This window comes from Variovorax frigidus, assembly GCF_051216515.1.
Classification (GTDB): Bacteria; Pseudomonadota; Gammaproteobacteria; order Burkholderiales; family Burkholderiaceae_C; genus Variovorax.
On sequence record NZ_JBPJZF010000006.1, the window covers coordinates 419,781 to 443,255 of the forward strand.

Sequence of the window (23,475 nt, forward strand, 5' to 3'; positions counted from 1 at the left end):
AGACGATGGCCAAGATTTTCTGCATTGCCAACCAGAAGGGTGGCGTCGGCAAGACCACCACCACCGTGAACCTCGCCGCCGGCCTGGCCAAGGTGGGCCAGCGGGTGCTGATGATCGACCTCGACCCCCAGGGCAATGCCACCATGGGCTCGGGCATCGACAAGCGCCAGCTCGAGCTCACCGTGTACGACGTGCTGCTGGAGTCGGCCTCGGTGGCCGAGGCCCGCGTGCGAGCCGAGCGGTGCAACTACGACGTGCTCGGCGCCAACCGCGAGCTGGCCGGCGCCGAGGTCGAAATGGTCGCGCTGGACCGGCGCGAGAAGCGCCTGCGCACCGCGCTGGCGGCCGTCGGCGCCGAGTACGACTTCATCCTGATCGATTGCCCGCCCAGCCTGAGCCTGCTCACGCTCAACGGACTGTGCGCGGCCCATGGCGTGATCGTGCCCATGCAGTGCGAGTACTTCGCGCTCGAAGGCCTGACCGACCTGGTCAACACCATCAAGCAGGTGCACGCCAACCTCAACAAGAACCTGCAGATCATCGGGCTGCTGCGCGTGATGTTCGATCCGCGCATCACACTGCAGCAGCAGGTGAGCGAGCAGCTCAAGGGCCATTTCGGCGACAAGGTGTTCGATACCGTGATCCCGCGCAACGTGCGCCTGGCCGAGGCCCCGAGCTACGGCCTGCCGGGCGTGATCTTCGATCCCTCGGCCCGCGGCAGCCAGGCCTTCGTGGCCTTCGCGCAGGAGTTGGTCGAGAAGATGCCGCCCGCCAGCGCGCTGGCCCAGCCTGCGCCCCCGCCGGTCGAGTTGCCGGTCGAGATCCAGAACGCCGCTGCAGCCGAGGAATGACGCGATGAGCACCCCTACCCCCATCCTGCTCCTGCCGGGCTGGCAGAACAGCGATGCGCCCCATTGGCAAAGCCGCTGGGAGGCCGTGCATGGCGACCATCGTGTCGAGCAGCATGAATGGGTGCATCCCCGGCGTGGCGACTGGCTGGCCCGGCTCGAAGAAGAAGTGCTGGCCGCGCCCGGCCCGGTGGCCCTGGTGGCGCACAGCCTGGGCTGCATTCTGGTCGCGGCCTGGGCAGCCCACTCGCGCAACACCGACAGGGTGCGTGCAGCCCTGCTCGTGGCGCCCGGCGACCTGGAGCGCGACGACCTGCGCCAGATGATTCCCGGCTGGGCACCCATCGTGCGCCAGCGATTGCCTTTTCCTTCGCTGTTGATTGCGGCGAATGACGATCCCTATTGCGACGCCGCGCGCTCGCGCCAGATGGCCGCCGACTGGGGCGCGCGTTTCGTCGACGCCGGCGCCGCCGGCCATCTCAACGGCGAGTCCGGGCTGGGCGACTGGCCCCAGGGCCGCGCGCTGCTGAACGACCTCCTCAAGACCACAGACAAAGAAGATTGACCTCGATGGCCACCAAGAAACCCAAGGGCCTCGGCCGCGGACTCGAAGCCCTGCTGGGCCCCACCTTCAACGGCAGCGCCGACGAGCCGGCCGCGCCCGACGCCAACGCCCCCGCGCCCCAGCCCACCGTGCTCAAGCTCGAGCAGATGGTGGCCGGCGTCTACCAGCCCCGCACGCGCATGGACGAAGGCGCGCTCTACGAGCTGGCCGAAAGCATCAAGGTGCAGGGCATCATGCAGCCGATCCTGGTGCGCCGGCTCGATGCCGACTCGGCGGCGGCCAAGAACGCCGAGTTCGAGATCATCGCGGGCGAGCGCCGCTTCCGCGCCGCCAAGCTCGCCGGGCTGGACAGCGTGCCGGTGCTGGTGCGCGACGTGCCGAACGAGGCCGCCGCGGCCATGTCGCTGATCGAGAACATCCAGCGCGAGGACCTGAACCCGTTGGAAGAGGCGCAAGGCCTGCAACGCCTGGTTGCGGAGTTTGGGCTCACCCACGAAGCCGCGGCCCAGGCCGTGGGCCGTTCGCGCAGCGCCGCCAGCAACCTGCTGCGCCTGCTGAACCTGGCCGAGCCCGCCCAGGCCATGCTGATGGCCGGCGACATCGACATGGGCCATGCGCGCGCGCTGCTGTCGCTGGACCGCGGCACCCAGATCACCGCCGCCAACCAGATCGCCGGCAAGAAGATGTCGGTGCGCGAGGCCGAGGCGCTGGTCAAGAAGCTGGCGGCCGAGTTCAGCCTCACGCCGTCGCCGCGGCGCAACGGCGCGGCCGACAAGTCGCGCGACTTGCTGCGGGTCGAGGAAGAGCTAGCCGACCTGCTGACCGCCGAGGTCGAGGTCCGGATCAAGAAGCGCAGCAAGCGTGGCGGCAAGATGGAGGAGAGCGGCGAACTCGCGATCCACTTCGGCTCGCTGGAGGCGCTCAACGGCCTGATCGACCGCATCCGGCAGACAGCCGCCTGAGGCGTAAACGCCAAGGAAAAAGCCCGGCGCTCTCGCGAGCGGCCGGGCTTTTTATCTGACGTCAAGATCAGAGGCTGAAGATCTTGCCCGGGTTCATGATGTTCTTCGGGTCCAGCGCGCGCTTGATGGTGCGCATCATGTCGACCGCGCCCGCGCCGGCCTCGTTGACCAGGAAGCCCATCTTGTGCAGCCCGATGCCGTGCTCGCCGCTGCAGGTGCCTTCCAGCGCGATCGCACGCGACACCAGCGCATGGTTGAGCACCTCGGCCTTGGCGCGCTCCTCGGCGTCGTTGGGGTCGATCAGGTAGCCAAAGTGGAAGTTGCCGTCGCCCACGTGGCCTACCAGGAAGTAGGGAATGCCGCTGGCATCGGCTTCGGCCACCGAGTCGAGCAGGCAGTCGGCCAGCCGCGAGATCGGCACGCAGGTGTCGGTCGAGATCGCGCGGCAGCCCGGGCGCGACTGGATCGCCGCGAAGTAGGCGTTGTGCCGCGCGGTCCACAGGCGGGTGCGTTCCTCGGGCGTGGTGGCCCACTCGAAGGCATTGCCGCCATGGCCGCTGGCCAGTTCCTGCACGGTCTCGGCCTGCTCCTTGACGCCCGCGGGCGAGCCGTGGAATTCCATCAGCAGCATCGGCTCCTCGCGCAGGCCCAGCTTGGCGTAGGCGTTGACCATGCGCACGGTGTTCACGTCGATCAGCTCGACGCGCGCGATCGGCACGCCCAGCTGGATCGTCTCGATGGTGGTGCGCACGGCCGCCTCGATGCTCGGGAACGAGCAGATGGCCGCCGACACCGCCTCGGGCAGCGGGTAGATGCGCAGCGTGATCTCGGTGACCACGCCCAGCGTGCCTTCGCTGCCGACCATCAGCCGCGTGAGGTCGTAGCCGGCCGAGGACTTGCGCGCGCGCGTGCCGGTGCGGATCGTCTCGCCGGCGGCGGTCACCACCTCCAGGCCCAGCACGTTCTCGCGCATGGTGCCGTAGCGCACGGCGTTCGTGCCGCTGGCGCGGGTGGCGGTCATGCCGCCGATGGAGGCGTCGGCGCCCGGATCGATGGGGAAGAACAGGCCGGTGCTCTTGATCTCGTCGTTGAGTTGCTTGCGCGTGACGCCCGGCTGCACCGTGACCGTGAGGTCGTCGGCGTTGATCGACAGCACGCGGTTCATGCGGCCCAGGTCGATGCTGATGCCGCCCTGGACGGCCAGCAGGTGGCCTTCGAGCGACGAACCGACACCGAAGGGAATCACCGGCACGCTGTGCTCGCCGGCCAGCCGCACCGCATCGGCCACGTCCTGCGTGCTCTCGGCGAACACCACGGCCGCGGGCGGCGGCGCCTCGAAGGACGACTCGTCGCGGCCGTGCTGCGTGCGCACCGCCAGCGCGGTCGAGCAGCGCTCGGCGAAGCGCGCCTTGAGCGCCTCGATCAGCGCTTCGGGCACCGTGCGCAGGTGGAATTCGGGCAAGAGCTGGTCGGCGGTGGCGGGCGCGTTCATCGTGTGTCTCCAGGAGCGGTCTACCATTCTAAGAACTGCACTCATCCAACGGACTCCCATGGGCAATCGACTCACGCAGATCGCGACGCGTACCGGCGACGACGGCACCACCGGCCTCGGCGACAACACCCGCGTCCCCAAGGACCACCTGCGCGTGCAGGCCATGGGCGACGTCGACGAACTCAATTCGCAGATCGGCGTGCTGCTCTGCGAGCCCATGCCCGACACCGTGCGCGAACTGCTGGTCGATGTGCAGCACCAGCTGTTCAACCTGGGCGGCGAGCTCTCGATGCCCGGCTACACGCTGCTCAAGGACGAGGCGCTGCTGCAGCTCGACAACGCGCTCGCCGTGCACAACGCGGCCCTGCCTCGGCTGGCTGAATTCATCCTGCCTGCGGGCACGCGGGGAGCCTCGCTGGCCCATGTGTGTCGCACCGTGGCGCGGCGCGCCGAGCGGGCCGTGGTGGCGCTGGGCGCGTCCGAACAGATCAATGCCTCGCTGCGCCACTACCTCAACCGCCTGAGCGACCTGCTGTTCGTGCTGGCGCGGGTGCTCAACCGGATCGACGGTGGGGACGACGTGTACTGGAAGAGCGAACGTCTGACGCGCGCCGAGGCCGAGGACGCGCAACATGCAGCCGGATCACCGACCTGATTCGGTCCCCTGGCCACAAAGGAACGTTCCGATGAACCCTTCAGCTTCGCTTTCCCCCTCCTGGGCGCTTGGCGCCCTGCTGGTCCTCGCGCTGGGGCTGCCTGCCGCGGCCCAGGCCCAGAGCGCCGACAACCCGCCCCGTGCGCAGCGCGCCCAGACGCTCAAGCCACCACCGCCACCGCGCGACGGCACGGCACTGGGCAGTGCGAAGCGGGGTGCCGATGCCGCCGGCCGCGGCGTGAACCGCGCCGAAGGCGCCACCCGCCGTGGCGTCGACAACGTGTCCGAACGCGCCAGCCGGCCGGTGCGCAGGGCCGGGGAATCGCTGGGCCGCAAGCTGCCGGGCGGCACGCGCCATCCAGCCCCGCCGCCCGTCGGCCCGCAGAGCACGCGGATGGCACCGTCCTGAGGCGCCGCGGGCGGTTCGCGTACGGATACGAGCGCTTACCGCCTTCACGCGATACGCATCTGCGCCGTGGCTGCGCGACATGCAAGCTGCCGATACTGACAGCCTCACTCAACGCAGAAGGAGTTCCAGATGAACAACACCAGAGCCAAGCGCATGACCGTCGCAGCCACCGTCATGGCGCTGTGCATGGCGGCGGGAAGCGCCTTCGCGCAGGATCGTCGAGGCGATGACCGCGACCATCGCGGCCCGCCGCAGCGCCCGAGCCAGCTGTACATCAAGGACCAGCACGAGCAGCGGCAGGACCAGCGCTACAACCAGCGTAACGATCGCCGGGACCAGCGCTACCACCAGCGCAACGATCGCCAGGACTACCGCGACGGCCGATTCGCCGATCGCCGCGGCTACCCGCAGCCGCATGTCGAATGGCGTCGCGGCGGCCGGGTGCCGACCGAGTACCGAGGCCGCAACTACGTGGTGGACGATTGGCGCGGCCATCGCCTGCAGGCGCCCCCGCGCGGCTATCAGTGGGTCGGGGTGGGCGGCGACTTCGTGCTGGCCGCCATCGCGACCGGCGTGATCGCGCAGATCATCGCTTCGCAGTAACTCCGCAGCCAGGCGCCGCGCCGCTGCCTTCGTTCAGACGGAGGCCGGCGCGGTGCTCATTTGGGCGCACACGTTGCGCCCGGTGATGGTCAGCCGCAGGCCACCGCCATGCCATTCGAGCCAGTTCAGGGCGACGAAGGCTTCGATGTCGCTGTCCTCGATCAGGTCGGCCTGACGCTGGTTCAGGCGCTCGACCGTGAGCGGCAAGGCTTGGCGCAATCGTTCACGCACTGCGGCGGCGGCAATCGCCTTCAACTCAACGCGCGTCTGCTGGTTCGATGCCATGGCGGATCCGTTCCGGAAGCTGAGGAATGAAGTCCAATGTACCTCTTGCGCGTGACGGCTTCTCCAACTATTTGGCGGTCCGCGCTCAAACGTTGCTGGTAGAGCGCACTTCCTCGATGGTCGTCTGTCCGGCCAATACCTTGTCGATGCCGTCCTGGCGCAGCGTGCGCATGCCCTCGCGCAGCGCGGTCGCCTGCAGCGCCTCGGCACGGGCGCCGGTCTGCACCAGGTGGCGCAGTTCGCGCGAAATCACCATCAGCTCGTGCAGCCCGGCCCGGCCCTTGAAGCCGGTCTGGTCGCAGAACGAGCAGCCCGGGCTGGTGTACATCTGCAGCCGGCCGTTCTGGCCGTGGCGCGCGGTCCAGCGCGCCAGTACGTCTTCGGGGGTCTCCGGCAGGTCGGTCTCGCCGTAGGCGCGCAGGTAGTCGCCCATCAGTTCCTCGACTTCCTGATCGGTCGCGTCGCGCGCGGTGCGGCAGTGCGTGCAGAGCCGGCGCACCAGCCGCTGGGCCAGCACGGCCAGCAGCGAGTCGGCGAAGTTGAACGGGTCCATGCCCATGTCGAGCAGACGCGTCACGGTTTCGGGCGCGCTGTTGGTGTGCAGCGTGGACAGCACCAGGTGGCCCGTGAGCGAGGCCTCGACCGCCATCTTGGCCGTCTCCTCGTCGCGGATTTCGCCCACCATGATCACGTCCGGATCGGCCCGCAGGAAGGCGCGCAGTGCCTTGGCGAAGGTCCAGTCGATGCGTGGGTTCACCTGCACCTGGCGCAGGCCCGGCTGGGTGATTTCGATCGGGTCCTCGGCGGTCCAGATCTTCCGCTCGGGCACGTTGATGTGGCTGAGCGCCGAGTGCAAGGTGGTGGTCTTGCCCGAGCCCGTGGGGCCCACGCACAGCACCATGCCGTAGGGGCGCTCGACCGCGTGGCGCAGGCGCTCCAGGTTGAGCTCCGACAGCCCCAGCCGGTCGAGCGCGATCGGCTTGGCCGAGGCCAGGATCCGCATCACGACGTCTTCCAGGCCGCTGTTGGTGGGGATGGTCGCCACGCGCAGCTCGATGCGGTGCTGCGGCGAGAACTTGGCGAAGTTGATCTTGCCGTCCTGCGGCTTGCGGCGCTCGCTGATGTCGAGGTCGCACATGATCTTGATGCGCGCGATCATCGCGTTGCGGTAGTTCGCGGGCAACTCGAGGTAGGTGCGCAGCAGGCCGTCCTTGCGGAAGCGGATGCGGATCTTCTCGCGCCCGGGGTAGCTCTCGATGTGAATGTCCGACACGCCGTCCGTGTGCGCCTCGAGGATCATCCGGTTGATGAGCTTGACCAGCGAATTGTCGGACTGCTCGATCGGGGCGTCCTCGTCGACCCGGTCCTCGCCTTCCTTCTCCAGCGACTCGACCAGCGCCGTGGTGTCGCCCGGCTCGAACTCGATCGGGCGCAGCGCCTGCGAGAAGCGGCTGTCCGAGGCCGCGCCGATCTTGTCGTAAGCCGCGTGCAGGCTGCGCTCCAGGTCGCGGCATTGCGCCAGCACCGGCGCCACCTTCATCTGCGCGATGAACTCGACCTCGTCGACCGCCGCGCGCCGGTTGGCCGGATCGTCCAGCGCCACCACCAGGCGGCCCTCGCTCATCATGAGCGGCATCACCTGCAGGCGCTGCGCCGCGGCATAGGCGATCTTGCGCAGGGCCTCGGGCTCGGGCCCGAACACGTCGATGTCGACCAGCGGATAGCCCATCTTGCGGGTCAGCGCGACCTGCAGGTCGGCCCGCGACACCACGCCGCGGCGCACCAGCAGCTCGCCCAGCGGCACGCCGCGGTCCTTCTGCTGAAGGACCAGCGCGTCGCGCAGATCGTCGGCGCTCACCATGCCCAGCGACATCAGGGCCTCGCCGATGCGCACCATCGGCATGCGCGCCTGGTGCTGCAGCGCCTCGACCAGCTCGCTGGCCGTGGTGACGATGCGCGACAGCAGCGGGGTGGCCAGTGCCTGCGCCGGATCGCCGTCGTCGGAGGGGGCGTCGACCTCGAAGCGGACGAAGGCGTTGCGCGGCAGAAATTCGCGCAGCACGCCGCCGTCCTCACCGGCCGGCTGAAAAAGGAACAGCCCGAAGGGGCTCTCGACGTGCCCGACCGTGCGCCCCTGGCGTTCGGTGCCGTCCTTCATGATCACGCGCACGGCGGCGCTGGCTGGCTCGCGCGGCACGCCGGACTGCGGGTCCATCGCGGGCGCGGCGATCGGCGCCAGCGGCGTGGTCAGCGTGATCGACTGGAACTGGTCGAAGCGCAGCGGCACCGTGGTGCGCGCGCGCGGCAACTGCACCAGTGCGACGGCCTGGTCGGGAATGAAGAAGGTCATGCGGCCCGCCGCATGCTGGCCGTTGATGCCGCGGATGTCGCAAGGCAGCGGCTCGGTCTGGGCGCGCGGCGGCGGGTAGGCGCCGCCCGGCGGGCTGGGCCACAAAAAACCGTCGGCGTCGGCCGATTCGGCCGGCGTTGCCTTCTTCGGCGGGTCCCACTCGAGGGGCTTCAATGTCGTCATCTGCAACTCCAGGGGTCGTGCTGCGCCATCGTGTGCCGTGGCGGCTCTGCCCCTCCCTGCCCCCGACTCTAGCGCGCGAATGCGCGCCGGCGATGAGAAAGACTCAGCGGGCCGCGACGGCCGCGCTTTCGGGGAGTTCGATCTTGATGTCCAGCACTTCGAGGTCGTCCTGGCGTTCCAGGTGGACCTTGATGTCTTCGGGGCTGATCGACACGTACTTGGAGATCACCGCCACCAGTTCGCGCTGCAGGTCGGCCAGGTACTCGGGCCGCTTGGCGCTCAGGCTGGAGCGTTCGTGGGCCAGGATGATCTGCAGGCGTTCCTTGGCGACGCTGGCCGTCTTCTTCTTTTCACCGAGAAGAAAGGAGAGGAAGGACATGCTCATTTGCCTCCGAAGATGCGCTTGAAGAAACCGGGTTTTTCCGCATCGATGAAGCGCATCGGGCGGTCTTCGCCGAGGAAGCGCGCCACCACGTCGCTGTAGGCTTCCGACACGTCGGAGCCCTTGTCGTGGATCGCGGGGATGCCCTGGTTGGAGGCGTTCAGCACGGTTTCCGATTCCGGGATCACGCCGATCAGCTTGATGCGCAGGATGTCCTGGATGTCTTCCAGCGACAGCATCTGGCCGCCGGCCACGCGGTTCGGGTTGTAGCGGGTGATCAGCAGGTGCTCCTTGATCGGCTCGCCGCCGTTCTTGGCGCGTTGCGTCTTGCTGCCCAGCATGCCCAGGATGCGGTCGGAGTCGCGCACCGACGAGACTTCGGGGTTGGTCACGATCAGCGCCTCGTCGGCGAAGTGCATGGCCATCATCGCGCCGGTCTCGATGCCCGCGGGCGAGTCGCAGACGATGTAGTCGAAGTCCATCGCCGACAGGTCCTTGAGCACCTTCTCGACGCCTTCTTCGGTCAGTGCTTCTTTGTCGCGCGTCTGCGAGGCGGCCAGCACGAACAGGTTGTCGCACTGCTTGTCCTTGATCAGCGCCTGGTTCAGGTTGGCCTCGCCCTGGATCACGTTGATCAGGTCGTACACCACGCGGCGTTCGCAGCCCATGATCAGGTCGAGGTTGCGCAGGCCGACGTCGAAGTCGATCACGGCCGTCTTCTTGCCCGCCAGGGCCAGGCCCGACGCGAAGCTTGCGCTCGTGGTCGTCTTGCCGACGCCGCCCTTGCCCGAGGTCACCACCACAATTTTGGCCATTGCCGTTCCTCTTTCGTTATCCGGTTGTTCAGTTGCTGCGGGAGCGGCGATCAGAGGATCGGCTCCATGAGAATTTTCTTGTCGTCCAGATGGATCTGGACCGCCTTGCCCGCCAGGTTGGCCGGCAGCGCGACTTCGGACGTGCGGTAGATGCCGGCGATCGCCACCAGCTGCGCTTCCATGCAGGTGGTGAAGATGCGGGCCTCGGTGTTGCCGCGCGCGCCGGCGATGGCCTTGCCGCGCAGCGGTGCGTAGACGTGGACGTTGCCGTCCGCGATGACCTCGGCGCCGAAGTTCACCACCGCCATCACGATCACGTCGCCGCCGCGGGCGTAGACCTGCTGGCCCGAGCGCAGCGGCTTGTCGATCACCAGCGTGCCGTTGGCCGGCACCTGCACCTCGCGCACGATCTGCGGCGCTTCGCTGGCCGGGGCGGCGGGCGGCGAGGGGGCACGCGGCGTGGGCGTGACCGGCATCGCGGCGATCGACAGGCCGGCGTCGCGCGCCGCGGCGTTCTGCGCATCGTTGCCGCCGCGCACGGCGATCGGCTGGGTCTGGTGGCGCGCGAGCAGGTCGCGCAGCACGGTGAAGTCGAGCGGGGCGGCCGTGTCGTCCTCGGGCAGCTGGGAAAGGTCGATGACCACCGGCTCCTGCTCGAAGAAATCGGGGGAGTCGGCCAACTGGGCGTCGAGCGCCGTCGTCAGCACGCCGAGGTCCGTCGTCTTGAGGATCAGCGCCACCAGCGGCAGCGTGGCGCTCTTGAATTCGAATACCGCCTTGGTGCGCGCGGCGGAAGCATCGGCCATGTGAAAAGGTCGTCCGAAAAGCGTTGAAGTCTAACGGGCGGAAGGAACCGCGCCGGCGCCGGGCGGGTTTGTGCTCACGCGTCCCCACACTTTTTGCAATGGGTTGCACCTGGGCAGAGGGCCGGACGGGCGGGGCGACGGGACCACAAGCGCGGAGTTTGTAAGGCCTTTGGACTCATTTCGAAGGCTGTCGCTAGACTTTCCTCGCCGCGCCGACGGCGCCCCTGTTCTTCTCGACCACCTCTGGACAGCCCATGCCTAGAAACGACGCGCTCGACACCATTCCCACCGGGCAGACCTGCCCCGGCGTCAACCGGGCCGTCATCGAACTGCTGCTCGAGGACGGCCGGCATCCGGTCGGCGGCAGCCACATGCTCGATATCCCGTGCGGAAACGGGGAGCTGGTTCGCACGGTGCGGTCGTTCTTTCCCGAGGCCGCGGTGCGGGGCTGCGATCTTCGGAAGCCCCAAGGGCTCGCCGAGGAGGATTTCGCGGTGGTCGATGCCAGCCGACCGTTCTCGGTCTTTCCGGACAGGGCCTTCGATTGCATTCTGTCCGTGAGCGGCGTCATGGAGTTCGACAACACGCTCCAGTTCTTCGAGAGCTGCCACAAGCATCTGCGGCCGGGTGGCCGCTTCATCGTGACCAACGACAGCGGCGTGACGATGTGGGATCGGTTTTCCTACCTCCTGCTGGGCAAGACCCGGCAGTTCCAGATCTTCGTGGACCAGAACCAGCCGACCTGGAAGGTGCTGCCGCTGCAGAACATGGTCCGGCTTTTGCGCGACGCCGGTTTCACGGTGCGGGAAAAGCCGAAGTACGTGTCGATCGAGCGCAGGAACTGGCTGTTGCTGCCGTTCGCCTTGCTGGTCTATCCGGTGCAGTGGCTCTACATCCACCTGGCGCGCAATCCGATGCCGGTGGCGGAAAAGCGGGGGATGTACCCCTTCCGATCGCTGCTCTGCAGGCACTACATCCTGGTCTGCGAGAAGCCATCGAGCTGAGGACCTCGCCCGGTCGCCAGGCGTCCGGGGCGAGGCTAGCGGCTCAGGCGTTGCGTGCGCGGCCCAGCAGCGCCCACAGGATGATCGCGCCGAAGGTGGCGGTCCCGATGCCGCCCAGCGCGAACTGGCCGAACTTCAGCGTGAAGTCGCCGGTGCCGATGATCAGCGTGATGGCCGCGACGATCAGGTTGCGGTTCTGCGAGAAGTCGACCTTGTTGTCGACCCAGATCTTGGCGCCCGCGACCGCGATCAGGCCGAACACCACGATGCTCACGCCGCCCATCACCGGCAGCGGGATGGCCTGGATCAGCGCGCCGAACTTGGGCGAGAAGCCCAGCACCAGCGCGATCAGCGCGGCCACCACGAACACCGCCGTGGAATAGATGCGAGTGGCGGCCATCACACCGATGTTCTCGGCATAGGTGGTCACGCCGGTGCCGCCGGCCGAGCCGCTGACCACCGTCGCCACGCCGTCGGCGACGAAGGCGCGGCCCATCAGCGGGTCGAGGTTGCGGCCGGTCATGGCCGTCACCGCCTTCAGGTGGCCCAGGTTCTCTGCCACCAGGATGATCGCCACCGGGGCGATCAGCAGCATCGCGCTGCCGGTGAACACCGGCGTCGTGAACACCGGCAGGCCGAACCAGGCCGCGTTGGCGATGCCGCTCAGGTCCATCGGCTTGCCCAGGCCCAGGCCGTTGGTCAGCGCCGCGTAGACGACGGTCGCGAGGATCAGTCCGACCAGGATCAGCAGCCGCTGCACCATGCCGCGCGCGAACACCGCCACCAGGCCCACGCACAGGAAAGTCACGGCCTGCATCCAGGCGTCGAAGTTGTTCGCCGCCATGTTCTTGATCGGCACGTTGGCCAGGTTGAGCCCGATCACCGCCACCACGGCGCCGGTCACCACCGGCGGCATGAAACGCTCGATCCAGCCGGTGCCGATGGCTTGCACCAGCGCTCCGATCAGGATGTAGAGCACGCCGCAGGCCACGATGCCGCCCAGCGCCACCGCGAGGTTGGCGTTGGGCCCCGTGCCCGCATAGCCGCTGGCCGCGATCACCACGCCGATGAAGGCGAAGCTCGAGCCCAGGTAGCTGGGCACGCGCCCGCCGGTGATGAAGAAGAACAGCAGCGTGCCGACGCCGCTCATCAGGATCGCGATGTTGGGGTTGAAGCCCATCAGGATCGGCGCCAGCACCGTGGCACCGAACATCGCGATCACGTGCTGCACGCCCATCGCGGCGGTCTGCGGCCAGGGCAGCCGCTCGTCGGGCGCGACGACCGCGCCCTCGGTGGCCTGCACCTCGCGCCATTGGAAGATTCCGGACATTGATTTCTCCTCGTTTGTAGTGCGCCCGATGATGCCCGCTCCGAGGCGCTTTGGTGGCCTGGAATCGAGCGGAAGCGGCGCAGCGAGGACGGCGCGTGCCGCGCCTACCGGGGCAGCAGCATCGACAGCGTGATGCGCGACACGCAGGTCAGCTCGCCGGCTTCGTTGGTCATGTCGATCTGCCAGACCTGGACCGTGCGACCCCGGTGCACCGGCCGCGCGGTGCCCGTGACCCAGCCGCTGCGGGCCGAACGCAGGTGGTTGGCGTTGATGTCCAGGCCCACCGCGGCGTGGCCCTCGGGCGAGGAGTAGTAGGCCCCCATCGAACCCAGCGTCTCGGCCAGCACCACCGACACGCCGCCGTGCAGCAGGCCGAAGGGCTGGACCGTGCGCGGGTCCACCGGCACGCGGCCACGCAGGAAGTCGTCGCCAATTTCGACGAATTCGATGCCCAGGTGGGCGGAGGCGGTGTTGACCGAGGCCTTCGTGACCAGTTCGAGCGTGATGGGTTTTTGCCAGATGGCCATGAAGACTCCAGAGAAAGATGGTCAAAACTATAGCGACAGGACGCGCCTCGCGACTACACGGCCTGTCGCCTTGGCGCGGCTAAGCTCGCCGCATGAAACGCTCGGTGTTCTGGCTGGCAGGTGGCGCGACCGCGCTCGCGGTGGCGGTGGGGCTGCTCGCCTGGTGGGTGCCCAGCGATGCGGCCCTGGCCGCGCGACTGCAGGCGGAGTTCGAGCAGCGCACCGGCGTCGGCCTGCGCATCGGCGGCCTGCACTGGTCGGTGCTGCCGACGCCGCGCATCGTGCTCGACGAGGTGGCGACCGTGCAGGACGCGCCGATCCGCGTGCGCCGGTTCGAACTGCGCGCCCCCTGGCGCGTGCTGCTCGATCGCCGTCTCCGGGTCGACTGGGTCGAGGTCGACGGCGTGGCGCTGCCGCGTGAATCGGTGCGGGCCTTCCGCGGCAAGGGCGATGTGACGTCGACCCTGAGCGGCGGCGCCTGGACGCTGGACACGCTGCCCGTCGCGCAGGTCCGCTTCACCGACGTCACCTGGGTCGACCGCCGCGACATCGCACTGGCCTACGACGGCCGCATCGACTTCGATCCGAATTGGCGTCCGCGTAGCGCCGAACTGAGCCGGGCCGCCGATGCCTCCAGCCCGGTCCGCCTGCGCCTCGAGCGCGAAGGCCAGGCCGACCGCTGGCGCACGCTGATCGACGCGGGTGGCGGCACGTGGAACGGCCAGACCGCGCTCGAGACTGCCAAGGACGGCAGCCTGCTGCTGACCGGCGAGCTCGAGCCCCGCAATGTCGACATCGAGCAGCTCATGCGGAGCTTCGGGCGCTCCACGCCCGTGGCCGGCAAGGTCAACGGGCGCACCGAGCTGCGCGCCACCGGCGCGGACCTGGGTGCGCTCTGGCGCAATGCGCACACCCGCACGCGCTTCACGCTGCAGCCGGCCACGCTGACCCGCTTCGACCTGGCCAAGGCGATCCGTACCGCAGGCACCAGCCGCGGCGGGCGCACGCCGCTGGATTCGCTCACCGGCACGCTCGACACCCAGGCCACGGGCGACGGCACGCGGCTGCACTACAGCGACCTCAAGGCGCGCTCCGGCGTGCTGACGGCCACCGGCAGCGCGCGCATCTTCCTGCGCAAGCTCGATGGCGAGGCGGCGGTCGACATCGTCGATGGCGTGGTCGGCGTGCCGCTCAAGCTCGGCGGCACGCTCGACGATCCCGAACTCTCGCTGACCGGCGGCGCGCTCACCGGCGCGGCCGTGGGCACGGCCGTGCTGCCGGGCGTGGGCACGGCCATCGGCGCGCGCATCGGTCAGCAGGTCGAGCGGCTGTTCGGCGGCCCGCGCAAGAAGCCGGCATCGCCCGGGCCGCGCGCACCCTGAGACGGGCCCGGCGCGTCGCGCGCGGGACAGTCGCGCGGCGCCATCGGGCATTCCCGTGGGGCGCGGCGACGGTGCGCGCCGTAAGCTTCGAATCCTCATGAATCCAGCACCACCGAACGTTCCCCAACTCCGCCTCTACCAGGACTGGCTGCGTGAGCACCGCGGCCTGCGCTTCGACGACTACGACGCGCTGTGGCGCTGGTCGACCACCGAGCTCGATGCGTTCTGGCAGAGCATCTGGGACTACGCCGGCATGCACTCACCCACGCCCTACAGTGCGGTGCTGGCCGAGCACCGCATGCCTGGCGCGGTCTGGTTTCCCGGGGCACAGGTCAACTACGCCCGCGAGGTGCTGCGCCACGTCGACGCGGCCCATGCGGCCGGCATGCCGGCGATCGTGAGCGACGACGAGCGCGGCCAGGTGCGCGAGATGAGCTGGCCCGAACTGCGGCGCCAGGTGGCGTCGACGGCGCTCACGCTGCGCGCGCTGGGCGTCAAGCGCGGCGACCGCGTGGCGGCCTACCTGCCCAACATTCCCGAGACCATGGTGGCCTTCCTGGCCTGCGCCAGCATCGGTGCCGTGTGGAGCGTGTGCGCGCCCGACATGGGCACGGCCGCGGTCACCGACCGTTTCCGCCAGATCGAGCCCACGCTGCTGATCGCGGCCGACGGCGTGCACTACGGCGGCAAGGCGCTGGACCGCAGCGCGGTGGTGCAGGAACTGCGCGGCCAGTTGCCCAGCGTGCGCAAGCTGCTGCTGCTGCGCACGCCCTTCGCGACGGCGCAGATCGAGGCCGACGCCGACTGGACCCAGGCCATCGCGCGCGACGATGCGCAGGTCGCCGCCTTCGAGCCCGAGTGGCTGCCCTTCGACCATCCGATCTGGATCGTCTACTCCAGCGGCACCACCGGCCTGCCCAAGCCCATCGTGCACGGGCAGGGCGGGATCATCATGACGATGTACGCCTGCGGGCTGCACAACGACTTCGGCGCGAGCTACGGCGCCAACAATTTCGGCGAGCGCTTCCACTGGTACAGCTCGACCGGCTGGGTCATGTGGAACTGCCAGCTCGCGGGCCTGGCCGCGGGCACCACCATCGTGCTCTACGACGGCAACCCGGCAGGCAGCAAGGAGAAGCCCGACTGGACCGTGCTGTGGCGCTTCGTCGCCCGGCACCGCGTGACCTTCTTCGGCGCCGGCGCCGCCTACTTCACCCACTGCATGAAGGCCGGCGTCGAGGCCTCGGCCTGCGGCGACCTGTCGCGCGTGCGGGTGCTGGGCAGCACCGGCTCGCCCTTGTCGGAGGAAGTGCAGCGCTGGGGCAGCGCGCAGTTCCGGGCCGCGGGTTCGAAGGACATCTGGTGGTGCAACATCTCGGGCGGCACCGATTTCTGCGGTGCCTTCGTCGGTGGCAACCGCGAGTTGCCCGAAGTGCCGGGCCAGATGCAGTGCCGCCAGATCGGCCATGCGGTCGAGGCCTGGAACGAGCAGGGCCAGCCGGTGATCGGCGAGGTCGGCGAACTGGTCTGCGTGCAGCCGATCCCCTCGATGCCGCTCTGCTTCTGGGGCGACGAGGGCAATGCGCGCTACCTCTCGAGCTACTTCGACACCTACCCCGGCGTCTGGCGCCACGGCGACTGGCTCAAGGTCGGCGAAGACGGCGGCTGCATCATCTACGGCCGCAGCGACGCCACCATCAACCGCCAGGGCCTGCGCATGGGCACCAGCGAGATCTACAGCGCGGTCGAGGGCCTGCCCGAGGTGCTCGATTCGATGGTGGTCGACCTCGAGTATCTGGGCCGCGACAGCTACATGCCGCTGTTCGTCGTGCTGCGCTCGGGCGTGGAGCTCGACGACGCGATGCGCGCCAAGCTCAACGACGCGATCAAGACCTCGCTGTCGCCACGCTTCCTGCCCAACGACATCTTCCAGGTGGCGGAGATTCCGCGCACGCTGTCGGGCAAGAAGCAGGAGCTCCCGATCAAGAAGCTGCTGCTGGGCCAGCCGATCGAGAAGGTGGTCAACCGCGAGGCCATGGCCAACCCGGGCAGCCTGGACTGGTATGTGGCGCTGGCGGCGCAGCGGGCGCAGGCGGCGTCTCACTAGCTTGCGCCACATCAAATCGGTTTTTGGCGCGCACCGATAGCCTGAGGTTTTCCGCACAAGGAGAGCCTCATGGCTGCATTGCAATGGTCCGAGTCGTTGGCGCTCGACCTGCCCCCGATGGACGAGACGCACCAGGAATTCGTCGAGCTGCTGGCGCAGGTGGAGAACGCCGACGATGCACAGCTGGTGGCGACCTGGCGCGCATTGATCGCGCACACGGTCGATCACTTCGGCAACGAGGACGCCTGGATGCGCAGCACGGGCTTCTCTTCGACCAACTGCCACACGGTGCAGCATCGCGTGGTGCTGGAGGTGATGCGCGAGGGCCTGGTGCAGGGCCTGAAGAACCAGACCGATGCCATCCGCCAGATGGCGCGCGAACTGGCGGTGTGGTTCGTGCAGCACGCCCAGACCATGGACGCCGCGCTGGCGCTGCACTTGCGCAGCGTGGGCTTCGATGCGGCCACGCAGGCGGTGCGCATGCCGCAGGGCTTGCCGGCCCGGCCGCTGACCGGGTGCGGCTCGGCGGCCTGCGCGACGGTCTGAAGCGACCTACAGCCAGGTGCCGTTGGTCGGCATCTGGATGTTCGTCGCCGGATCGCTGCCGCCGACCATCGAGCCGATCGCGATGCTCAGCAGCGAGATGAAGATGCTGGCGAAGAAGGCGGTCCAGAAGCCCGACACCTTGAAGCCGCGCACCAGTGCCGACACGAGCAGGATCATCAGCGCGTTGATCACCAGCAGGAACAGGCCGAAGGTCAGCAGGGTCAGCGGCAGCGTGAGCACGATCAGCAGCGGCTTGACCACCGCATTGGCAAAGCCCAGCAGCAGCGCCGACACCACGAGCGCCCCGGTGCTGTCGAACTTGAGACCCCGGAACAGGTAGCTGGCGATCCACAGCGACAGGCCGGTGATGGCCCAGTGGACCAGGAAGGGGGTGAGGTTCTGCAGCATGGACGTTTCTCTCTCTTGCTTGTTGTTTCGGTGAGAAGGCGGTGCGCCGATTCTCGCCCGGCACCGTCACTTGCCGTGGCGCGGTCCGCAATGGCGTCGCGTCCCGCCGGGCTTCGGCTGCGATGCATGGGTCGATCGGCTATGGTGGCTGGATGTCGCAGCTTCCCGTCAACCATTTCAAGCGCGCGCTGGCCGAAGGCCGGGCGCAGATCGGGCTGTGGTGCAGCCTGCCGGACCCCTACGTCGCGGAAATCGTCGCCGGTGCCGGCTACGACTGGCTGCTGTTCGACACCGAGCACGCGCCCACCGACGTGCCACGCATGCTCCAGCAGCTGCAGGGCGCGGCCTCGGCCGTGCCGGCCGGTGAGCGCGCATCGTCGGCGGTGGTGCGTCCCGCGTGGAACGACCCGGTGCTGATCAAGCGCTACCTCGACATCGGCGCGCAGACCTTGCTGCTGCCCTTCGTGCAGAACGCCGACGAGGCGCGCGCGGCCGTGCGCGCCATGCGCTATGCGCCCGAAGGCATCCGCGGCATGGGCGGCTCGACGCGGGCCTCCAACTACGGCCGCACGCAGGGCTATGCACAGCATGCGCACGAAGAGCTGTGCCTGCTGGTGCAGGTCGAGACCCGCGAGGCGCTCGAACGGCTCGAGGAGATCGCCAGCGTGGAAGGCGTCGACGGCGTGTTCATCGGCCCGGCCGATCTGTCGGCCAGCATGGGCCATCCGGGCAACGCCGGCCATCCGGAAGTGCGCGCGGCCATCGACGGCGCCATCGCGCGCATCCGCGCCTGCGGCAAGGCGCCGGGCATCCTGCTGGTGGACGAAGTGCGGGCGCGCGAATGCCTGGACTTGGGCGCGCTGTTCGTTGCGGTCGCGATGGACCTGCAGATCCTCGCGCGCGGCGCCGAGGCCATCGCCGCGCGCTTCGGCGGCGGTGCTGCCGCGCCGGCCGCGAAGATCAGCTACTGAGCGGCTGCGACACCGCGCCGCGCGAAGCGCGAAACCCGCCACAGCAGCGTGGCGGCGATCGACATGTTGAGCAGGTTCCACGCGATGCCGTTGAGGAAGGCCGCGTGGTAGCTGCCCGTCAGGTCGAACACCTTGCCCGACATCCAGCCGCCCAGCGCCATGCCCAGCAGCGTGCACATCAGCACCGTGCCGACGCGCGCGCCGGCCTCGGCGGGCGGGAAGTGCTCGCGCACGATGATCGCGTAGGAGGGCACGATGCCGCCCTGGAACAGGCCGAACATCGCCGACACCACGAACAGCGGCACCAGCCCGTCGAAGGGCAGGAACAGCAGCAGCGCCACGCACTGCAGGCCCGAGCCCAGCAGCAACGTGCGCAGGCCGCCGATGCGGTCGCAGATCGCGCCGGAGATGAGTCGGCTGGCGATGCCGCAGGCCAGCATCAGCGACAGCATCTGCGCGCCGCGCGCCGCGCCGAACCCCAGGTCGGTGCAATAGGCCACGATGTGCACCTGCGGCATCGCCATCGCGACGCAGCAGGCCACGCCGGCCACGCACAGCAGGCCCTGGGCGGTGCCCAGGCTCAGGCCGAAGGGCCGCATGCCGGGCACCGGCCGGCCGGCGACGGCGCTCGGCACTGCCAACGAGAGGGCCGGTGGCCGCGCGTGCATCAGCAGCGCGAGGCCGGCCATCGTGACGCCGCAGAACAGGCCCATGCCGAGGTAGGTCTGGCGCCAGCCCACGGTCTCGACGAAGTGCTGCGCGATCGGTGGCCACACGGCGCCCGCGATGTAGTTGCCGCTGGCGCACACCGCCACCGCGATGCCGCGCCGCTTCACGAACCACAGCGAGGTGTCGGCCACCAGCGGCGCGAAGGCCGCGGAACTGCCGAGCAGGCCGACCAGCACGGCCTGTGCCGCGATGAAGACGACGATGTTCGGCGCCAGGCTGCAGGCCACGTAGCCCAGCCCCAGCGCAACCGCGCCGCCCAGCAGCGGCCACATCACGCCGAAGCGGTCGGCCACCTTGCCCATCAGCATGCCGCCCACGCCGAAGCCGATCATCAGCAGCGTGTAGGGCAGCGAGGCCTGCGCGCGGTCGATGCCGAAGTCGGCCTGCACCGCGGGGATCACGACCGAGACCACGTACATGCCGCTGCTGCCCACGGTCATGATCAGGAGCGTGATCAGCAGGCGCCACAGGGCGTAGCGCGAATCGGGCAGGTGGGGCGGTGCTGCGGCGGCGGTCGGGGTCATGCGGGCTTGTCTCTGGGTTCGCCATCTGGGCGTGGCTGGGGCGGCGGTGGCCGATGCCGGCCCCGCCTGTGCCTGCATTGTGGCGTCGTCAGCCGAGCGGCAGCGCGAGCGTGGCCGCCAGCGGCACTTCGCCGATGCGCTCGCCGCTCGCGACGATGACGGCGCGGTCGCCCTCGGCCGCGATGTCGGCGAGGGTGCGCCAGAGGCAACGCATCGAGGCCGCATCGAGCCCGCCGGTCGGTTCGTCGAGCAGCGTGAGCGCGTGCCTGGAGGCCAGTGCCGCCGCGAGCCAGACCTTGCGCCTGGAGCCCGTGGAGAGCATGTACATGGCCTTGTCGATGTGGGGCGCCAGCGAGAAGCCTTCGACCAGCGAGGCCCAGCGCGCCTCGTTGAACGGCGCATCGGCGCTGCGCAGCGACAGCGCGCAATCGCGGCCGGTCATGGCGTCGAAGGCATCGGTGCCGGGTTCGATGAAGAACAGGTGGCGCCGGTACGCCGCCGCGTCGCCGGGCAGCGATGCACCGCACAGCGTCAGCGTGCCCGAGCTCGCGGGCACCGTGCCGGCGAGCACGCGCAGCAGCGTCGACTTGCCGCTGCCGGTGTCGCCGTGCAGCAGCGTCACGCCGGGGCCGATGGCAGCGGACCAGTCGGCCACGAGCGGCGGCTCGCCGGGGTAGGCGAAGCGCAGGCGCTCGATGGCGAGGAGGGGAGAGCGGGAGGGTGCGACCGTTGTCATGGGCTGCACCGTACCGCAACATCGTGCCGGTTCACGCAATCGTTTCCAGCACCCAGCCCTCGCCGTCGAAGCGCAGCCTGTGGCTCAGCCCCAGTGCGTCGAGGAAACGCGCATCGTGCGAGGCCACGACCAGTGCGCCCGGATAGCCCGCCAGCGCCTGCTCCATGGCCTCGACGGACGCCAGGTCCAGGTGGTTCGTGGGCTCGTCCAGCAGCAACAGCTGCGCGGGTTCGCCGGCCCACAGCGCGCAGGCCAGCGCGGCCTTCATGCGCTCGCCCCCGCTCAGCAGACCCGATGGCATGCCGACCTGTGTGGCACCCAGGCCGAGCCAGGCCAGGTGACTGCGCAGCACGCCTTCGGGCAGTGGCGTGTGCAGCGCCTGCAGGCGCGCCAACAGTGACTCGTGGCGCGGCAGCAGGCTGTCCGCGCGCTGGTCCAGCCAGGCGTGCGGCACGCCGATGCGGCAATGGCCCGAGGCCGGTGCGATCTCGCCGGCCAGCATCTTCAGGAGCGTGGTCTTGCCGCAGCCGTTGGGCCCCTGCACCGCCACGCGCAGCGGGCCGGCGAGCGCGAGCGACAGCGGCTTGGCGCCAGGCGGAAAGGGCGGTGCCGCGTCTTCCAGCGTCAGCACGCGCTTGCCGGCGGCCACCGTGGTGGCCGGCAGCATCACGGCCAGGGCCGGGTTTTGCACGGTGCGCGAGAGCGCCTGCCGGACCGCGCCCGCCAACCGGTCGGCCGTGTCGCCCCGGCGTGCGTTCGCCTTGCCGGCGCTGGCCTGCGCGGCGTCCTTCATGCGGCCCAGCACCAGGCCCGGCAGGTTGCGGGTCTTTGCGTCGCGCTGGTGGCGGGCCGTGCGCTGCTGCTGGGCATCGTGCTGCGCGCGCAGTGCGCGCAGGCCGGCCTTCTTTTCGGCTTGCGCGTGGTGCAGCGCCGCGTCTGCGGCCGCGGCCTGTTGCGCGCGCTGCTGCGCATACAGCGTGAAATTGCCGCCGTAGCGCGTGAGCCCGTCCGGGCCGAGTTCCAGGATGGCGTCCAGGGTTTCGAGCAGTTCGCGGTCGTGGCTCACGACCACGGCGCCGCCGGTCCATCGCGCGAGCTTCGTCTGCAGCCAGGCGCGCGCGGTGGCATCGAGGTGGTTGGTCGGCTCGTCGAGCACCAGCGCATCGGCGCCGGACAGGAAGGCGCCAATCAGCGCCACGCGGGTCAGCTCGCCGCCGCTGAGCCGGTCGGCCGCGTCCGAGGGCCGCAGTGGCGCCAAGCCTCCCTCGGCCAGTGCCTGGGCAAAGGTGGCGGCGATGTCCCACCGGCCCTCGAGCAGCGCGAAGTCGGCGGCGTCGAGCCCGCCGGCCTCGATGCGCGCGAGCGCGTCGAACAGCGGTGCGAGGCCGGCGACCGTCGCCACGCACGTGCCCGCCGTGGCGCTGACTTCCTGCGGCACCCAGGCCACGCTGCCGCCGCGCACGATGCGGCCCGAGGCCGGCGTGAGCCGGTCGACCAGCAGCCGGGCCAGCACGCTCTTGCCCGCACCGTTGCGGCCCACGAGGCCGATGCGTTCGGCACGCAGCTCGGCGTTCAGGTCGTGAAACAGCGCCCGTCCGTCGGGCAGTGTGAAGCCCAGGTGGCGCAGCGAGAAAAGGGAGGCACCGGGGGCGACCGATGCATCGGCCGAGGCCGGGATCCGCGCCATGTGCGCGTCGTCGTGAAGAACAGCCATGCAAGCGCCTGACAAGAAAGGAAAAGGCCGCGGTCCGGGACGCCGGGGGCGTGCGGGTGCGGAGCTTCTTGGTAAGGACGACGGGCAGGGATCACATGGCGCGTGAGGGGCTTGCGTGGTGGCGGGGCAGGTCGGAGCGCGTGGCAGCGGCGAAAGTTCCGCGCTCGGTCACCCGCCGCGCGCCTGGCCCACCAGCCACGCGGCGAACAGGCCCAGCAGCGGCCGGCCTTCGCCACGCTCGGGCGTGACCAGGTAGTAGTTCCGCTGGCCCGAGAGCACCTGCGCGCAGGCCACGACGAGTTCGCCGCGCGCGAGTTCGTCCTCGACCAGCAAGGTCGGCATCAGCGCCACGCCCAGGCCCTGCGTGGCGGCTGCGGCCAGCATCGAGAAGAGCTCGTAGCGCGGCCCGGTGCGCGCACGCGGCGCATCGACCTGCTGCGCATCGAACCACTGGCGCCAGCCGTCGGGCCGCGTGCTCTGCTGCAGCAGCGGCATCTGCGCGATGACTTCGGGCGTCACGGCCTTGCCGCGCGGCAGCAAGCGCGGACTGCACAGCGGCACCACGTCCTCGCGCAGCAGCAGGGCCGTGTGCGTGCCGGCCCAGTTGGCCACCTGCGTCGGCGTGCCCGCGTAGATCGCCGCGTCGAACTCGGCATCGGCGAACAGGAAGGGGCGGGTGCGGGTCTCGATGTGCACCACCACATCGGGCTGCTGCCGCGCGAAGGCCGGCAGCCGCGGGATCAGCCAGCGCGTGGCGAAAGTGGGCACCGCCGCCAGCGCCAGCGAGCCGCCCGCGCCTTGGTCGGCCATGGCGTCGAGCGTGTCGCGCTCCATGGCCTCGAGCCGCTTGGCGGTCTGGCGCGCATAGGCGGCGCCGCTGGGCGTGAGCGCCACGCCGTGCCGCGTGCGGCGGAACAGCGTGACGCCCAGGAAGACCTCCAGCGCGCCGATCTGGCGCGAGACGGCGCTCTGCGTGAGCGCGAGCTCCTGCGCGGCGCGCGTGTAGCTCTCGTGGCGCGCGGCAGCGTCGAAGCAGACCAGCGTCTGCAGAGGCGGGATCTTCCTGCGCACTAGAGATTCCCTCCGAACTGCGCGCACGGCATGTCGGCGGAGCCGGTTCCGCGGTGTCTCACGCAACATGG

Annotated in this window: 24 protein-coding genes; 11 read left to right on the forward strand and 13 right to left on the reverse strand. The window is 69.6% G+C overall.

Annotation, left to right across the window (positions count from 1 at the left end; all coding sequences use genetic code 11):
- Positions 1-5 precede the first annotated feature (5 nt).
- Genes ACSFBC_RS20045 through ACSFBC_RS20055 form a run of 3 tightly spaced genes read left to right on the forward strand, consistent with a single transcriptional unit; the run spans position 6 to position 2,375 of the window.
- Positions 6-851: a ParA family protein gene (locus tag ACSFBC_RS20045; protein WP_435512109.1), complete on the forward strand. Its 846-nt coding sequence runs from the start codon at positions 6-8 to the stop codon at positions 849-851.
- Positions 852-855: 4 nt separating this feature from the next.
- On the forward strand, positions 856-1,413 hold the full coding sequence (locus ACSFBC_RS20050) for an RBBP9/YdeN family alpha/beta hydrolase (protein ID WP_435512110.1): 558 nt from the start codon (positions 856-858) through the stop codon (positions 1,411-1,413).
- Between the two features lie 5 nt (positions 1,414-1,418).
- Positions 1,419-2,375, forward strand: coding sequence for a ParB/RepB/Spo0J family partition protein (locus ACSFBC_RS20055; RefSeq protein WP_435512111.1), 957 nt, complete (start codon positions 1,419-1,421; stop codon positions 2,373-2,375).
- Positions 2,376-2,442: 67 nt separating this feature from the next.
- Here the strand turns inward: ACSFBC_RS20055 and ACSFBC_RS20060 are convergent, their stop codons facing one another.
- Positions 2,443-3,867: an FAD-binding oxidoreductase gene (locus ACSFBC_RS20060; RefSeq protein WP_435512112.1), complete on the reverse strand. Its 1,425-nt coding sequence runs from the start codon at positions 3,865-3,867 to the stop codon at positions 2,443-2,445.
- A gap of 58 nt (positions 3,868-3,925) precedes the next feature.
- On the opposite strand from ACSFBC_RS20060, the gene ACSFBC_RS20065 reads away from it, so the two are divergent.
- From ACSFBC_RS20065 to ACSFBC_RS20075, 3 genes are all read left to right on the forward strand, one after another.
- Complete coding sequence (locus ACSFBC_RS20065) at positions 3,926-4,522, forward strand: cob(I)yrinic acid a,c-diamide adenosyltransferase (protein WP_435512113.1); 597 nt, start codon at positions 3,926-3,928, stop codon at positions 4,520-4,522.
- A gap of 31 nt (positions 4,523-4,553) precedes the next feature.
- Positions 4,554-4,931 (forward strand): hypothetical protein, encoded by a 378-nt coding sequence (locus ACSFBC_RS20070; protein WP_435512114.1) that lies wholly within the window; start codon positions 4,554-4,556, stop codon positions 4,929-4,931.
- A 129-nt stretch (positions 4,932-5,060) separates the two neighbouring features.
- On the forward strand, positions 5,061-5,534 hold the full coding sequence (locus ACSFBC_RS20075) for an RcnB family protein (protein ID WP_435512115.1): 474 nt from the start codon (positions 5,061-5,063) through the stop codon (positions 5,532-5,534).
- 33 nt (positions 5,535-5,567) lie between these two features.
- On the opposite strand, the gene ACSFBC_RS20080 is transcribed toward ACSFBC_RS20075, so the two are convergent.
- The 5 genes from ACSFBC_RS20080 to minC form a co-directional block, all read right to left on the reverse strand.
- Entirely contained in the window at positions 5,568-5,819 is a 252-nt protein-coding gene (locus tag ACSFBC_RS20080) for a hypothetical protein (RefSeq protein WP_435512116.1), read from the reverse strand.
- 85 nt (positions 5,820-5,904) lie between these two features.
- Positions 5,905-8,352, reverse strand: a complete 2,448-nt coding sequence (locus ACSFBC_RS20085; protein ID WP_435512117.1) for a GspE/PulE family protein — start codon at positions 8,350-8,352, stop codon at positions 5,905-5,907.
- Between the two features lie 103 nt (positions 8,353-8,455).
- A complete protein-coding gene (gene minE / locus ACSFBC_RS20090; protein ID WP_435512118.1) occupies positions 8,456-8,731 on the reverse strand; it encodes a cell division topological specificity factor MinE in 276 nt (91 codons plus the stop codon).
- Positions 8,732-8,733: 2 nt separating this feature from the next.
- Entirely contained in the window at positions 8,734-9,549 is an 816-nt protein-coding gene (gene minD / locus ACSFBC_RS20095; protein ID WP_435512119.1) for a septum site-determining protein MinD, read from the reverse strand.
- Positions 9,550-9,599: 50 nt separating this feature from the next.
- Positions 9,600-10,355, reverse strand: a complete 756-nt coding sequence (minC, locus tag ACSFBC_RS20100; RefSeq protein ID WP_435512120.1) for a septum site-determining protein MinC — start codon at positions 10,353-10,355, stop codon at positions 9,600-9,602.
- A 254-nt stretch (positions 10,356-10,609) separates the two neighbouring features.
- Here minC and ACSFBC_RS20105 point away from each other — a divergent pair, with 254 nt between their 5' ends.
- On the forward strand, positions 10,610-11,359 hold the full coding sequence (locus tag ACSFBC_RS20105; protein ID WP_435512121.1) for an SAM-dependent methyltransferase: 750 nt from the start codon (positions 10,610-10,612) through the stop codon (positions 11,357-11,359).
- A 43-nt stretch (positions 11,360-11,402) separates the two neighbouring features.
- On the opposite strand, the gene ACSFBC_RS20110 is transcribed toward ACSFBC_RS20105, so the two are convergent.
- Entirely contained in the window at positions 11,403-12,689 is a 1,287-nt protein-coding gene (locus tag ACSFBC_RS20110) for a solute carrier family 23 protein (protein ID WP_435512122.1), read from the reverse strand.
- A gap of 104 nt (positions 12,690-12,793) precedes the next feature.
- Positions 12,794-13,216, reverse strand: a complete 423-nt coding sequence (locus ACSFBC_RS20115; protein WP_435512123.1) for a hotdog fold thioesterase — start codon at positions 13,214-13,216, stop codon at positions 12,794-12,796.
- A 92-nt stretch (positions 13,217-13,308) separates the two neighbouring features.
- On the opposite strand from ACSFBC_RS20115, the gene ACSFBC_RS20120 reads away from it, so the two are divergent.
- The 3 genes from ACSFBC_RS20120 to ACSFBC_RS20130 all read left to right on the forward strand — a co-directional run bounded on the left by ACSFBC_RS20120 (position 13,309) and on the right by ACSFBC_RS20130 (position 17,251).
- Positions 13,309-14,598 (forward strand): hypothetical protein, encoded by a 1,290-nt coding sequence (locus ACSFBC_RS20120; protein WP_435512124.1) that lies wholly within the window; start codon positions 13,309-13,311, stop codon positions 14,596-14,598.
- Positions 14,599-14,695: 97 nt separating this feature from the next.
- Entirely contained in the window at positions 14,696-16,705 is a 2,010-nt protein-coding gene (locus ACSFBC_RS20125) for an acetoacetate--CoA ligase (RefSeq protein ID WP_435512125.1), read from the forward strand.
- Between the two features lie 69 nt (positions 16,706-16,774).
- Positions 16,775-17,251 (forward strand): bacteriohemerythrin, encoded by a 477-nt coding sequence (locus ACSFBC_RS20130; RefSeq protein WP_435512126.1) that lies wholly within the window; start codon positions 16,775-16,777, stop codon positions 17,249-17,251.
- A 6-nt stretch (positions 17,252-17,257) separates the two neighbouring features.
- Here the strand turns inward: ACSFBC_RS20130 and ACSFBC_RS20135 are convergent, their stop codons facing one another.
- A complete protein-coding gene (locus tag ACSFBC_RS20135) occupies positions 17,258-17,659 on the reverse strand; it encodes a phage holin family protein (protein WP_435512127.1) in 402 nt (133 codons plus the stop codon).
- Between the two features lie 152 nt (positions 17,660-17,811).
- Between ACSFBC_RS20135 and ACSFBC_RS20140 the strand changes: the two genes are divergently transcribed.
- Entirely contained in the window at positions 17,812-18,630 is an 819-nt protein-coding gene (locus tag ACSFBC_RS20140) for an aldolase/citrate lyase family protein (protein WP_435512128.1), read from the forward strand.
- Here the strand turns inward: ACSFBC_RS20140 and ACSFBC_RS20145 are convergent.
- The 4 genes from ACSFBC_RS20145 to ACSFBC_RS20160 form a co-directional block, all read right to left on the reverse strand.
- Positions 18,624-19,883, reverse strand: coding sequence for an MFS transporter (locus ACSFBC_RS20145; protein WP_435512129.1), 1,260 nt, complete (start codon positions 19,881-19,883; stop codon positions 18,624-18,626). The two genes, ACSFBC_RS20140 and ACSFBC_RS20145, sit on opposite strands and share 7 nt — an antisense overlap.
- A gap of 88 nt (positions 19,884-19,971) precedes the next feature.
- Positions 19,972-20,619 (reverse strand): ABC transporter ATP-binding protein, encoded by a 648-nt coding sequence (locus ACSFBC_RS20150; RefSeq protein WP_435512130.1) that lies wholly within the window; start codon positions 20,617-20,619, stop codon positions 19,972-19,974.
- A 31-nt stretch (positions 20,620-20,650) separates the two neighbouring features.
- Positions 20,651-22,333 (reverse strand): ABC-F family ATP-binding cassette domain-containing protein, encoded by a 1,683-nt coding sequence (locus ACSFBC_RS20155; RefSeq protein WP_435512131.1) that lies wholly within the window; start codon positions 22,331-22,333, stop codon positions 20,651-20,653.
- 168 nt (positions 22,334-22,501) lie between these two features.
- Entirely contained in the window at positions 22,502-23,404 is a 903-nt protein-coding gene (locus ACSFBC_RS20160) for a LysR substrate-binding domain-containing protein (protein ID WP_435512132.1), read from the reverse strand.
- Positions 23,405-23,475 lie beyond the last annotated feature (71 nt).

Coding starts and splice junctions, on each gene's coding strand:
- ACSFBC_RS20045 (WP_435512109.1), top strand. CDS start 6: ATGGCCAAGATTTTCTGCATTGCCAACCAGAAGGGTGGCGTCGGCAAG.
- ACSFBC_RS20050 (WP_435512110.1), top strand. CDS start 856: ATGAGCACCCCTACCCCCATCCTGCTCCTGCCGGGCTGGCAGAACAGC.
- ACSFBC_RS20055 (WP_435512111.1), top strand. CDS start 1,419: ATGGCCACCAAGAAACCCAAGGGCCTCGGCCGCGGACTCGAAGCCCTG.
- ACSFBC_RS20060 (WP_435512112.1), bottom strand. CDS start 3,867: ATGAACGCGCCCGCCACCGCCGACCAGCTCTTGCCCGAATTCCACCTG.
- ACSFBC_RS20065 (WP_435512113.1), top strand. CDS start 3,926: ATGGGCAATCGACTCACGCAGATCGCGACGCGTACCGGCGACGACGGC.
- ACSFBC_RS20070 (WP_435512114.1), top strand. CDS start 4,554: ATGAACCCTTCAGCTTCGCTTTCCCCCTCCTGGGCGCTTGGCGCCCTG.
- ACSFBC_RS20075 (WP_435512115.1), top strand. CDS start 5,061: ATGAACAACACCAGAGCCAAGCGCATGACCGTCGCAGCCACCGTCATG.
- ACSFBC_RS20080 (WP_435512116.1), bottom strand. CDS start 5,819: ATGGCATCGAACCAGCAGACGCGCGTTGAGTTGAAGGCGATTGCCGCC.
- ACSFBC_RS20085 (WP_435512117.1), bottom strand. CDS start 8,352: ATGACGACATTGAAGCCCCTCGAGTGGGACCCGCCGAAGAAGGCAACG.
- minE (WP_435512118.1), bottom strand. CDS start 8,731: ATGTCCTTCCTCTCCTTTCTTCTCGGTGAAAAGAAGAAGACGGCCAGC.
- minD (WP_435512119.1), bottom strand. CDS start 9,549: ATGGCCAAAATTGTGGTGGTGACCTCGGGCAAGGGCGGCGTCGGCAAG.
- minC (WP_435512120.1), bottom strand. CDS start 10,355: ATGGCCGATGCTTCCGCCGCGCGCACCAAGGCGGTATTCGAATTCAAG.
- ACSFBC_RS20105 (WP_435512121.1), top strand. CDS start 10,610: ATGCCTAGAAACGACGCGCTCGACACCATTCCCACCGGGCAGACCTGC.
- ACSFBC_RS20110 (WP_435512122.1), bottom strand. CDS start 12,689: ATGTCCGGAATCTTCCAATGGCGCGAGGTGCAGGCCACCGAGGGCGCG.
- ACSFBC_RS20115 (WP_435512123.1), bottom strand. CDS start 13,216: ATGGCCATCTGGCAAAAACCCATCACGCTCGAACTGGTCACGAAGGCC.
- ACSFBC_RS20120 (WP_435512124.1), top strand. CDS start 13,309: ATGAAACGCTCGGTGTTCTGGCTGGCAGGTGGCGCGACCGCGCTCGCG.
- ACSFBC_RS20125 (WP_435512125.1), top strand. CDS start 14,696: ATGAATCCAGCACCACCGAACGTTCCCCAACTCCGCCTCTACCAGGAC.
- ACSFBC_RS20130 (WP_435512126.1), top strand. CDS start 16,775: ATGGCTGCATTGCAATGGTCCGAGTCGTTGGCGCTCGACCTGCCCCCG.
- ACSFBC_RS20135 (WP_435512127.1), bottom strand. CDS start 17,659: ATGCTGCAGAACCTCACCCCCTTCCTGGTCCACTGGGCCATCACCGGC.
- ACSFBC_RS20140 (WP_435512128.1), top strand. CDS start 17,812: ATGTCGCAGCTTCCCGTCAACCATTTCAAGCGCGCGCTGGCCGAAGGC.
- ACSFBC_RS20145 (WP_435512129.1), bottom strand. CDS start 19,883: ATGACCCCGACCGCCGCCGCAGCACCGCCCCACCTGCCCGATTCGCGC.
- ACSFBC_RS20150 (WP_435512130.1), bottom strand. CDS start 20,619: ATGACAACGGTCGCACCCTCCCGCTCTCCCCTCCTCGCCATCGAGCGC.
- ACSFBC_RS20155 (WP_435512131.1), bottom strand. CDS start 22,333: ATGGCTGTTCTTCACGACGACGCGCACATGGCGCGGATCCCGGCCTCG.